Here is a 12549-nt window from a genome sequence, read left to right on the forward strand (position 1 = left end):
GCGTTCGGATAAGATTAGCGACAAAAACCCGCTTCCCGTTCACCGATTCAGTTTTTATCCAACAAAACTCACTAAGATGAAGTCTTACCCTAGCGACAATTTTTTTGATCGGTTAACATCAAACTCCCTTTTTCACTTATTGGAAGTCAGATCCTTATTATGTCTCAAGTCGCAAAAAAATTATTGGTGACGTGCGCGTTGCCATATGCTAACGGTCCAATCCATCTCGGTCACATGCTGGAACATATCCAGGCAGATATTTGGGTCCGTTTTCAGCGAATGCGCGGCAAAGAGGTTCACTTTATCTGTGCCGATGACGCTCATGGAACTCCAATCATGCTGAAAGCTCAGCAAATGGGGGTTGCTCCTGAAGAGATGATCGCAACGGTGAACCAAGAGCATCATCAGGATTTTACTGGCTTTTCAGTTAGCTATGATAACTATCACTCTACGCATAGCGAAGAAAACCAAGCGTTCTCAACTAAAATCTACTTCGAACTGAAGAAAAACGGCCATATTAAGAGTCGTACTATTTCTCAGTTATACGATCCTGAGAAAAATATGTTTCTGCCGGATCGCTTTGTGAAAGGTAGCTGCCCGAAATGTAAGTCAGAAGACCAGTATGGCGATAACTGTGAAGTTTGCGGTTCAACCTATAGCCCAACTGAACTGATCAACCCACGTTCAGCTGTCTCCGGCGCGACGCCAGAAATGCGTGAAACAGAACACTTCTTCTTCGATCTACCCGCATTCAGCAACATGTTGCAAGCCTGGACCCGCTCCGGCGCATTACAGGAACAAGTTGCTAACAAAATGCAGGAATGGTTTGAATCCGGTTTACAACAGTGGGATATCACCCGTGATGCCCCCTATTTCGGTTTTGAAATTCCTGATGCGCCGGGCAAATATTTTTATGTCTGGCTGGATGCTCCCATTGGCTATATGGGTTCTTTCCAAAACCTGTGTGACAAACGCGGAAATCTGAGCTTTGATGAATTCTGGGCAAAAGATTCCGCCGCCGATCTGTATCACTTTATCGGTAAAGACATTGTTTATTTCCACAGCCTGTTCTGGCCGGCTATGTTGGAAGGCAGCGGTTACCGTAAGCCAACCAACGTGTTTGTTCACGGTTATGTCACCGTCAACGGTGCGAAGATGTCCAAATCCCGTGGTACTTTTATTAAAGCCAGCACTTACTTGGATCATCTGGATGCAGACTGTTTGCGTTATTACTATGCAGCCAAACTCTCTGCTCGCATTGATGATATCGATCTGAATCTGGAAGATTTTGTTCAGCGTGTTAACAGCGATATCGTTAATAAAGTTGTTAACCTGGCCTCCCGTAATGCAGGCTTCATTAATAAACGCTTTAACGGCAAGCTGGCGGATAAGCTGGCTGATCCGGCGCTTTACCAACAGTTTATTGATGGGGCAAAGGTGATTGCGGAAGAGTTTAATAACCGCGAATTCAGTAAAGCCATCCGTGAAGTCATGGCGCTGGCTGATTTGGCAAACCGTTATGTGGATGAGCAAGCGCCGTGGGTGGTGGCAAAAGAAGAAGGCCGTGATGCAGATCTTCAAGCTATCTGTTCAATGGGCATCAACCTGTTCCGCGTTTTGATGACTTTCCTGAAACCCGTTTTGCCAAGTCTGGCAGAACGCGCAGAAGCTTTCTTAAATACAGAACTTACCTGGCATGGTATTGAACAACCGCTGTTGGATCATCAAATTTCTGCCTTTAAGGCCCTGTTCAATCGCATTGATATGGATAAAGTGGACGCGATGGTTACGGCATCTAAAGAGAGCATCAACACACCACAGAAAGTCAGCGGTCCACTGGCGGAAGATCCGATTCAGGACACTATCACCTTCGATGATTTCGCCAAAGTTGATATGCGCGTTGCCCTGATTAAACAGGCGGATTTTGTCGAAGGCTCAGATAAGTTGCTGAAACTAATGTTGGATCTTGGCGGCGAAACCCGCCAGGTATTTTCTGGTATCCGCTCCAGTTATCCTGATCCAAAAGCGCTGGAAGGCCGTTTAACTATTATGGTCGCTAACCTGGCGCCACGCAAAATGCGCTTTGGTATTTCGGAAGGGATGGTTATGGCAGCCGGACCCGGTGGAAAAGATATCTTCTTACTCAGCCCAGACAGCGGCGCACAACCCGGTATGCAAGTGAAATAATAGCCAATTTATTTCATTAATATCTTTACCTACGGGGATCAGCAATGATCCCCGCTTTTTTTAATGTGAGCTTTGACATCCTTGTATCTTGGATTTACCCAGAGCTTCACTTTCAACATGCCAGCAAGCAAGGAGTGAAAGCTGCCAGTAAATTAGAGTCTTCATTTCAAAATACTTGCTGCTTATCAGTAGGGACTATTACTGAGGCGACGGGTATCCTGCTTGTGCCTTAAGAATCGATTTTCTGGGCAAACTTTTTCGTTAATCGTCGAACAAGGGCCGATAGAAGATAGACCTGCACTTGGATTTTTTAGCTGTTTTGTGTTGAACAAATCAACTACCGTACCTTAGTTTCGATCCTCTTTTATTGGTTAATTATATGTGACATGGAAAATTTCCATCTCCAGTATCCACTTTGGATTTTCTTCAATAGAAAGTAAAGTTCAAAGTAGTTAATGAAATTATCACTAGTTATAGCGAGATAATTCAGTTAAATTATCATCGAATTTAGAATGGAATTGAAGTAAATCAATGTGTAGGAAAATTATTAGGAGGTTAGTATGGCCATACCGGCATATATATGGTTGCAAGATGATGGTGGTGCAGATATTAAGGGATCTGTCGATGTACAAAATCGCGAGGGTAGCATTGAAATCCTGAGTTTTAACCATAGTCTATATATTCCCACTGATAGTAGTACAGGAAAACTAACAGGTACCCGCGTACATGGTTCAATGAGTTTCGAAAAAGAATTTGATCGGGCATCTCCATACCTTTATAAAGCTGTTGCCACTGGACAGACGTTAAAATCTGCTAATATCAAGTGGTACAGAATAAACAACACAGGTCAGGAAGAGGAATATTTCCATATCCTTATGAGCGGAGTGAAAATTGTTTCAATTTCTCCAGTAATGCACAATATAAAAGACCCGTCTTATCAACACCTTAATCATCTGGAATCCGTTGAAATTAGATACGAGAAAATTACGTGGAAATACCTTGATGGTAATATTATTTACTCTGATTCATGGAAAGAGCGCTAAGAAATAACGCCGGAATATCCGGCATTTTATCGAAGTCTATTAAAAATCCGACTGGCGATTTTGTGTATAATTAGAGCTATTATTAAAAGTACAAAGATGTCTATAAAAAATTCAACCCAGCTATCCTCGTAATTGCCTCCTAACCAACCCAAATTTATACTGTTCAGGAAACGTTCTACCATGCGGTACACCTGATAAACAGCCAAGTTTAATGGAGTAATGAACCGGAACGCTAGCAGTGCGATCAACAGGCATAGTAAATAACCCAATAAGCTAAGAAACTTTACACGCACCAAAATTTGTATTCCCCATAACATCAACTCTACCGTATGCCATCAATGAGCTGCCGGGTACTTTAAACTTATGGGTACGGAGCAGAGCGTTTCGCACGATATTAAAGTCAGAAACACGATAAAAGGTGATACATCCCCAAGACTCGCCGCTACCATTCGGACGCAATGGATGAAGACGAAATGCACCGCGTCGAACACCGTTCACGAATATATAATCATTCATTGTCTGAAAACTATATAACCCAAACTATTGAGAATGATTAGTACCATGAATCATATCAAGAGCTGTGCCTCTGACTTGGTTCGCTATGCTACCAACCGGACGATCAACAATCCAATACTGACCTGGAGGAATTGCTGATTTCTCAATGTAAGAACATTCAGACTTGTTGACTTATGGATCTTGACCAGAGAAAACGTCAAATATACCAACGCCATAACAATGAAATTTAGCCTTTCGTCCATTATCGGACAGGTCGTTATAATTCATCCTACAAATTTGCATGGTTATTCCCATATAATATATCTGCGAGTTGTATTCCAACCTGCAATTGATTAAATTACTATTTTTTCCATAGCGTATGTTTTCGTATGGTTGGACTTCAACGCTACCATAAAGTTCACTTTTTTCTAGAAAACCTCATATTAAATCAAACCACACATTACCAATCTTGCTAATCATTTTATCGGGGCTGTAATCCAGAACCGCCGAAATTTCTGTCATCCTTTCGAAGGAAAGGATGGCACATTCCCAAAGTTAATTGTATGATGAATACTTCACCGGAATTAGGAATTTTGTTATGTCGTTTCGTGAAGTACTGATTATTGGTTGGCAGTACCTGCGAGCATTTGTTCTGATTTATTTGTGTTTGCTGACAGGTAATGCCATTTCTTCCCTATTACCCATCGTTATTCCCGGCAGTATTATCGGCATGTTGATCTTGTTCGTTTTATTATCTTTCCAGCTCATTCCTGTTCATTGGGCAAAACCAGGTTGTAGTTTTTTACTAAAAAATATGACTTTATTGTTTCTGCCTATCGGTGTGGGTGTGATGAATTATTACGATCAACTCAGCCAACAGATAATTCCAATTGTTTTTTCATGCCTGATCAGTACCGTAGTTGTTATGATTATCGTTGCTTACAGTTCCCACTATGTTCATCGTGAACGTCCAATTATGGGTTCCGCCTCAGAAATTAAGAGTGAACAACAGAAACAAGAGAAATAAAAATGTTAAGTCATATTTGGTGGTCGCTGCCATTAACATTGATTGTATTCTACACCGCAAGAAAACTTTCATTACGATTCAAAATTCCCGTACTGAACCCCTTATTGGTTTCTATCGCCATCATTATTCCAATATTGTTAATAACCCACACTTCTTATGAACACTATTTTGCCGGCAGCCGAATTCTAAATGATCTACTTCAACCCGCCGTGGTTGCGCTAGCATTTCCTTTATATGAGCAGCTACATCAGATCCGAGCCCAATGGAAGTCCATTATCAGCATCTGTTTTATCGGCAGTATTGTCGCTATGGTGACAGGCACCGCCATTGCCTTATGGATGGGCGCAACGCCTGAAATGGCCGCTTCGATACTGCCTAAATCCGTCACAACACCAATAGCAATGGCAGTAGCAGATGCCATTGGCGGTATTCCTGCAATCAGTGCTGCTTGCGTCATTTTTGTCGGCATTTTCGGAGCAATATTTGGTCACAACCTGTTCGATCTGTTACAGGTAAAAACTAAAGCATCCCGCGGCCTGGCAATGGGAACGGCATCACATGCTTTAGGTACTGCCCGCTGTGCAGAGGTCAATTTTGTTGAAGGCGCATACAGCTCATTGGCATTGATGACCTGCGGTATCATTACTTCACTAACAGCCCCCTTTGTATTCCCGGTGCTGCTATACCTATTTAGCTAGTTTATCTTTAGGAAATTTGATATTAATCGCTTAATTACCAACTTCAATTGCATAAGTCTCCCCCATCTATATGACATTAATCACATTACAAATCTAATCAGACAACTTAGAATGATCTTAAGTTAATTCGGAGATCACACTATGCAAGCTCGTTTTCACCCTATCTGGGTACAATTACCCGCTAAATTACAGGATGCTCTTTTACCTTACGCAGGGAACAATGACTTTCCTGCTATGCTTACTGCTGAGCAAGCTGAATCTATTAAGAACTCCTGCGGTTTTGATGATAACACCCTGGCTGTTGCCCTGTTGCCACTCGCAGCGGCATGTTCCCTAACACCAATATCCCATTTTAATGTTGGCGCCATTGCCCGCGGTGAAAGCGGAAACCTCTATTTTGGCGCGAATATGGAGTTTGCTGGCGTGCCACTACAGCAAACGATCCATGCAGAACAATGTGCGATTACTCACGCCTGGTTATTGGGCGAGAAAAAACTGGCGTCTGTTACTGTGAACTACTCTCCGTGCGGCCACTGTCGTCAATTTATGAATGAACTTAATAGTGGCGCCCAATTAGAGATTCACCTGCCAAAGCAGGTACATTCAACATTAGGTCATTATCTGCCAGATTCTTTTGGCCCAAACGATCTGGGCATTAAGACTTTGTTGATGGACCCGGTCAATCATGGTTATAAACTAGAAACCACGGATAAATTAGTACTGACTGCACTAGATGCAGCAAACCAGAGCTATGCTCCATACAGTAATTCCTACAGTGGTACCGCGCTTTTAGGAAAAGATGGAAAAATTTATCCTGGGCGTTATGCAGAAAATGCCGCATTTAACCCAAGCTTACCGCCATTACAAGCAGCGCTGATTCTGATGAACATTTCTGGCGGTGATTGCCTGGCTATCGACAGAGCCGTGTTGGTTGAGGGAAAACACTGCGATTTATCCCAACGGAGTGCGACTCAATCCATACTTGCTGCGCTCGGTTGCAGCAAATTTGATTACTACACTTTCTGAATTTAGCGGAAAACCCTCTATGCAGATAGAGGGTTTTCCGCTATAAAAAACAATTACCGTAACATTTTATTAGCCAAATCTGGATGTTATCTCTCATTTTAGCTCATAATACCTCTAATTAAGTAACATTTACTGTACATATTTTTCCTATCTCTTAGGATCTGTACTAAACCTTATTATCCATTTAGTTCAAAGAGTAAGATTCATGGAACTGGAACACGAAAGTAAACGTCCACTATATATTCCCTATGCCGGCCCAATTCTGTTGGAATTCCCCCTGCTGAATAAAGGCAGCGCTTTTACTGAAGAAGAACGCAGCAACTTTAATCTTCACGGTTTATTACCGGAAGCGGTCGAAACCATCGAAGAACAAGCTGAACGTGCTTATCGACAGTATCTTGACTTTAAAAATGACGCAGATAAGCACATTTATCTGCGAAATATTCAGGACACTAACGAAACCCTGTTCTACCGCCTGCTGGATGCACATTTGAACGAAATGATGCCAATCATCTACACACCAACCGTTGGTGAAGCTTGTGAGCACTTTTCCGATATTTACCGCCGTGCCCGCGGCCTGTTCATCTCATATCCAAACAAAGCCCATATTGATGACATGCTGCAAAACGCGACCAAACAAAATGTCAAAGTCATTGTGGTTACCGACGGTGAACGTATCCTTGGTTTGGGCGACCAAGGCATTGGCGGTATGGGTATCCCTATCGGTAAGCTCTCCTTGTATACCGCCTGCGGTGGTATCAGCCCGGCTTATACGCTGCCAGTCGTCCTGGATGTCGGCACCAATAACCCACAGCGCCTGAATGATCCGTTATATATGGGCTGGCGTCACCCGCGTATCACCGGTGAAGAGTATGACGAATTCGTAGATGAATTTATTCAAGCCGTTAAGCGCCGCTGGCCAAATGTGCTGCTGCAATTTGAAGACTTTGCCCAAAAAAATGCCATGCCTCTACTTAACCGCTATCGCCACGAGACTTGTTGCTTTAATGATGATATTCAGGGAACCGCCGCCGTTACGTTAGGTAGCTTAATTGCCGCTAGCCGCGCGGCTGGCCGTCAATTGAAAGATCAAACAGTTACCTTCCTTGGCGCGGGTTCCGCCGGTTGCGGCATTGCAGAACAGATCGTCGCCCAGATGAAATCAGAAGGTTTAAGTGAAGAACAGGCTCGCGCCCGTATTTTCATGGTTGACCGTTTCGGTTTATTGACAGACAAATTGCCAAATCTATTGGACTTCCAGAATAAGCTGGTACAGAAAAGCGACTCATTAACTAAATGGGATGTAAACAGCGATGCCATCTCGCTGCTCGATGTTGTCCGTAATGCTAAACCGACAGTATTGATTGGTGTTTCAGGTCAGTCAGGCTTGTTTACAGAGGAGATCATCCGTGAGATGCATAAACACTGTGAACGTCCAATCGTCATGCCGTTATCGAATCCAACTTCTCGCGTTGAAGCCCGTCCAGAAGATATCATCAACTGGACAGATGGCGCCGCTCTGGTGGCGACAGGTAGCCCATTTAATCCGGTAAAACACAAAGATCAAGAATATCCGATCGCTCAATGTAACAACGCCTATATCTTCCCTGGGATTGGTCTGGGTGCCATTGCGTCAGGGGCCAAACTGGTTACTGACGGTATGTTGATGGCAGCAAGTCGAACACTGGCGGATTGTTCACCCTTAGCCCAACAGGGACAAGGCCCGTTACTGCCGCTTATTGATGATATTCAGGACGTATCACGCAAAATTGCGAAACAAGTCGCCAAAGAGGCACAAATACAGGGCGTTGCCACAGTTACCTCAGATGGCGCACTGGATGAAGCGATTGAACGCAACTTCTGGAAACCTGAATATCGCATGTATAAACGTACTTCATTCTGATTTGTATCGCTAAAAATACCTAAAAAGCTTGTTAGTTTACTTTTACTAACAAGCTTTTTCTCAGAGAGAAAACTTGCTTAGAAATTTCAGGTAAAGTAGCCTTTAACAAATTCAGTCATTAATGTGTATAAAAAGGCAAAAGCATGTGGAAGCGCCTGATAACTAGTCTGTTATTCATCACAGGGATGCTGATACTGACAGCTATTGCACTTGACCGCTGGATTAGCTGGAAAACAGCCCCCTATGTCTTTGATGATCTCAAACAACTTCCTCAACGTGAAGTCGGCATAGTACTTGGTACTGCTAAATATTACCTCTCTGGCGCCCCAAATCAGTATTATATGTACCGTATTCAGGGAGCTATTAATGCCTATAACAGCGACAAAATTAAATACTTATTACTGAGTGGCGACAATGCTCAACAAAGCTATAACGAACCGGTAACCATGCGCAGAGATTTAGTAAAAGCGGGTATTCCCACCGCGAATATCGTACTGGATTTTGCGGGTTTCAGAACGCTTGATTCGATAGTCAGAACTCGGAAGGTTTTTAACACCAATGATTTCACCATCATCACTCAACGATTTCATTGCGAACGAGCCCTATTTATCGCTATGCATATGGGAATTACCGCTCAATGTTATGCAGTTTCGACACCTAAAAATATGATTACCGTTCGATTACGCGAAATCATTGCCCGCCTTGGCGCCCTGACTGATCTCTATATTCTGAAACGTGAACCTCGTTTCTTAGGCCCGTTGATCCCTATTCCCGCTCCGTATAAGGTACCGAAAGGTATGACTGATTACCCCGCCGTAACCCCAGAAGAATTGCAGGAAATAGATATACCCAATGGATTTCAAGATGCATCGCGACGGCAAGGGAGCGAATCCCCGGGAGCATAGATAACTATGTGACCGGGGTGAGTGAGTGCAGCCAACAAAGAGGCAACTTGAAAGATGACGGGTATAAAACCCCGTTTAAGCGGACCGGGTCAATACCGCAGTAATTTTACGCCATTGCTGTTCTACCGGCCCTTGCGGGTAACGGCGCAACCACCAGCATGAAAAAAGAATATTCACCGCCCAAATGGGAAGGATAAATGCAAGTAATTCCAAACGGTCAAATTGGCCAAAAAAACCAAGATGATAAAACAGCAGGGTGCAGATTAAGGTTTGCAGCAAGTAATTACTCATCGCCATTCGTCCAACCTGACTGAGCCAGTAATTAATTCGCCAGTATGAAATGACCGGCCAGAAACCATATATCAGAGCGATATAACCCAGTGCCTGAAATGGCGTTACCAACTCGGCAAGGATATAACCGACAATACCTGACCAAAAGTAATCCCAATTATGGACAGATTGGAACACGACAGAGAATGTCTGAACAGCCACACTGAGTGGTATCAGCAATAGCGCCGCATTTCGATAATGGTTCGCTGAAAACTCACCTTTTAGCCAACCATTACGGATTAATCCCGCGCCACATAACATAATACCGATAAGCTGCCAGCCATATTGAACAAATAGCATGACCATCATCAATATGACCTGATTAAAACGCTCTTTTACTGCTAACCATCCACCAGACGTTTTCCAATATGTTTCGTATAACGTATGGAATTCCGTCGTCTGCCAAGAAACATCATTAGATTCGCCGCGGGAAAGAAAGCCAAGAATAAACAATAGCGCTAATCCGATCAGATAAAAAATAGCGCCTTGCATAAATAACTTGCTGCTGGCGCTATTTTGGCTAATCAATTGAAAGCTGAAAAAACCAGCCAAACTATAAGAGAGCAAAATATCCCCATCCCAGAATAGGATGCCATGTCCCACTCCAATAAGAGCAAGTATCGTTAATCGTGGATAATTCCAGATTTTGCCCCTTGGTAATAGTAATTCCAAGGTCGCGCCAAATAAGAGGGCCAAAATACACAGGAACTTCCCCTGAACAAAAACGCTAAGTACAGACCAGACAATCAAATCAGTTAAAGAAACAGAACCATTATACGCCGGATTCAAATAAGCGGCGGATGGCAAAGCAAAACCGGAGATATTGAGTAACAATATCCCCAGTATTGCCAGACCACGAATACTATCCAGTGAGTCAATTCTCTGGCAGGCCATTCTTATATCCCGATGTAAAAATTACACATGGCGAGTCGTGCGTAAAAACTCTTGGCGGGTATTTTGACTAGATTTAAATAATCCACCCAAGGAAGTTGTCGTCGTGGTGCTGGTTGCATCACGGATGCCCCGCGCTTTCACGCAGTAATGGACCGCATCAATTGATACAGCAACATTATTGGTGCCAAGCAGTGTCTGTAATGCAATCAGGATCTGCTGAGTCAAGCGCTCCTGAACCTGTGGACGCTGCGAAAAAAATTGCACAATACGGTTAATCTTAGACAACCCAATGACTTTATCTTTTGGGATATAGGCAACCGTCGCCTTGCCATCAATGGTGACAAAATGGTGTTCGCAGGTGCTGGTTAGTGTGATATCACGCACTGTCACCATTTCATCCACTCTCATTTTATTTTCTATTAGTGTTATTTTTGGGAAATTACTGTAGTCCAACCCGGAAAAAATCTCATCGACGTACATTTTCGCAATACGACTGGGGGTTTCTGCCAAACTGTCATCACGCAAATCGAGATTCAACAGTTTCATAATTTCCGTCATATGCTCTTCAATACGCGCTTTGCGCACTTCCGGCACCAACGCCTGACCACGCAAAGGCGTTTCAAGACCACGAGCTTCCAGCGCCGAATGCACAAGTTCAGCTTCTTTACTTAAGGATGACATTATTTTCTCCAAAGACATTACTTTTCATCATCTGGCGGGTAGTAAAATAGATATTCGAGTCATGAAGACCATAACTGAAACAACTCACTACTAACAGGCAACTATTGCACACACTGTAAATGAGCACGTGGTGATTATCCAGTGATAGCTTTTCATAATGATATGAATTTTTTACATACGTACTGCACTGGTCGGTTTATTCCTATTACAAACCAATAACCCGGCAATGACCAAGGTAATCAATGCGACATATAACGCCGGCTCCAATCTCCCGGTTATTGCGGTAGAAATCGCTGACAACATCGGCCCAATTAGTTGTCCGATAGCATATCCGGTGGTTAATAACCCAGCCATATAACGGCTATGTTCTGGTGCTAATTCACGCCCATACTGAAAAGCCATTTGCACTACACACATAAAACCACCTCCAACCAACACAGAGCTTAATGCTAGACCACCTATTCCCGGAATGATCTCAGCAACAAGAATGCCCACCGCCTGAACCCATAAAGTGATTGCCAGCCGGATTTGCGTTGTCAACATATGACGGGTCAAAATAGCAATACCAATACCGATGACTGCGGCGCCACCAAATACCGGCCAGACAAACTGTGCAAACAAGCTGCCGGGGAAACGATCGCTTGCCATCTGCGAAAGAAAAGTCGCAGGTAAAATATAACCAAACCCCGCTAAACTGTAACTCCATACCAGCCGCTTAATTACAGGCGTCAAAGTCAGTTTCTTCACCTCAGCTTGTGAACGATGTAACTCACCATTACGGGGCAAATGCCGACTAATATAGATACTACAAATCAGCGCCAAAATGCCATATAACAACCACGCTTCGGAAGCGCTCACTTGCCATGCTTGAATACCGATAGCCAAGATACCCGTAATGAATATCCCGACTCCCGGTCCCGCAAATATGGCAGCACTCAACGCAGGACGATTCAATCTAGCCAACTGTTCATTGGCCCATGACGCTACTAATACCAATGTCCAACCACTCGCCCAACCAATAAAAAAACGGGCGATACTGTGCAATATCGCTCCATACAGTAGCGCAGAGAGCAGCGTGATAATCACCGCTCCCCATAATCCGGCCCAAAGCCGATATTCAATCAAACGGCGCGCCCGCATTGCATCATAGGAGCCAGCCAGATATCCCAGATAGTTAAAAGCCGCAACGATACCGGCCCCCGTCAGACTAAACTGGAATTCTGCGATCATTAAAGGCACTTGAGGAGTAAAGGCAGTACGCCCAATTCCCATAGCGACGACCAGCGCTAAGAATCCACTCATTGCAATATGAAAAGCTAGGTAACGGTGACTTTGTTGCGGGGAAGTTGAATTGTTCATA

10 protein-coding genes and 1 pseudogene are annotated in these 12549 nt (G+C 43.7%); 7 read left to right on the plus strand and 4 right to left on the minus strand.

Features of this window, described 5'->3' with window-relative positions; translation table 11 throughout:
* Window positions 1-159: 159 nt before the first annotated feature.
* On the plus strand, window positions 160-2187 hold the full coding sequence (metG, locus tag TI10_RS11200; RefSeq protein WP_049583439.1) for a methionine--tRNA ligase: 2028 nt from the start codon (window positions 160-162) through the stop codon (window positions 2185-2187).
* Between the two features lie 560 nt (window positions 2188-2747).
* Window positions 2748-3230, plus strand: coding sequence for an Hcp family type VI secretion system effector (locus tag TI10_RS11210; protein ID WP_049583441.1), 483 nt, complete (start codon window positions 2748-2750; stop codon window positions 3228-3230).
* Between the two features lie 273 nt (window positions 3231-3503).
* On the opposite strand, the pseudogene TI10_RS25945 reads toward TI10_RS11210, so the two are convergent.
* Window positions 3504-3758, minus strand: a pseudogene (locus TI10_RS25945) (tlde1 domain-containing protein); the annotation flags it as partial.
* 565 nt (window positions 3759-4323) lie between these two features.
* Between TI10_RS25945 and TI10_RS11220 the strand changes: the two are divergent.
* The 5 genes from TI10_RS11220 (at window position 4324) to sanA (ending at window position 9284) form a co-directional block, all read left to right on the plus strand.
* Window positions 4324-4752 carry a CidA/LrgA family protein gene (locus TI10_RS11220; protein ID WP_049583443.1) on the plus strand — a complete coding sequence of 143 codons (429 nt, stop codon included), beginning with the start codon at window positions 4324-4326 and terminating at the stop codon, window positions 4750-4752.
* A gap of 2 nt (window positions 4753-4754) precedes the next feature.
* Window positions 4755-5450: a CidB/LrgB family autolysis modulator gene (locus TI10_RS11225; protein WP_049583444.1), complete on the plus strand. Its 696-nt coding sequence runs from the start codon at window positions 4755-4757 to the stop codon at window positions 5448-5450.
* Between the two features lie 141 nt (window positions 5451-5591).
* Window positions 5592-6476 carry a cytidine deaminase gene (gene cdd, locus TI10_RS11230; RefSeq protein ID WP_049583445.1) on the plus strand — a complete coding sequence of 295 codons (885 nt, stop codon included), beginning with the start codon at window positions 5592-5594 and terminating at the stop codon, window positions 6474-6476.
* A 205-nt stretch (window positions 6477-6681) separates the two neighbouring features.
* A complete protein-coding gene (locus tag TI10_RS11235) occupies window positions 6682-8379 on the plus strand; it encodes an NAD-dependent malic enzyme (protein ID WP_049583446.1) in 1698 nt (565 codons plus the stop codon).
* Between the two features lie 143 nt (window positions 8380-8522).
* The gene (gene sanA / locus TI10_RS11240; protein ID WP_049583447.1) at window positions 8523-9284 is read left to right on the plus strand and encodes an outer membrane permeability protein SanA; all 762 of its coding nucleotides are present in this window, start codon (window positions 8523-8525) and stop codon (window positions 9282-9284) included.
* 75 nt (window positions 9285-9359) lie between these two features.
* On the opposite strand, the gene yeiB is transcribed toward sanA, so the two are convergent.
* From yeiB to TI10_RS11255, 3 genes are all read right to left on the minus strand, one after another.
* Complete coding sequence (gene yeiB / locus TI10_RS11245; protein WP_049583450.1) at window positions 9360-10508, minus strand: DUF418 domain-containing protein YeiB; 1149 nt, start codon at window positions 10506-10508, stop codon at window positions 9360-9362.
* 21 nt (window positions 10509-10529) lie between these two features.
* Window positions 10530-11189: a GTP cyclohydrolase I FolE gene (gene folE / locus TI10_RS11250; protein WP_049583451.1), complete on the minus strand. Its 660-nt coding sequence runs from the start codon at window positions 11187-11189 to the stop codon at window positions 10530-10532.
* 171 nt (window positions 11190-11360) lie between these two features.
* A complete protein-coding gene (locus tag TI10_RS11255; protein WP_049583452.1) occupies window positions 11361-12548 on the minus strand; it encodes a YbfB/YjiJ family MFS transporter in 1188 nt (395 codons plus the stop codon).
* Between the last annotated feature and the right edge of the window lies 1 nt (window position 12549).

Source organism: Photorhabdus luminescens subsp. luminescens, from assembly GCF_001083805.1.
GTDB classification, from domain to species: Bacteria; Pseudomonadota; Gammaproteobacteria; order Enterobacterales; family Enterobacteriaceae; genus Photorhabdus; species Photorhabdus luminescens.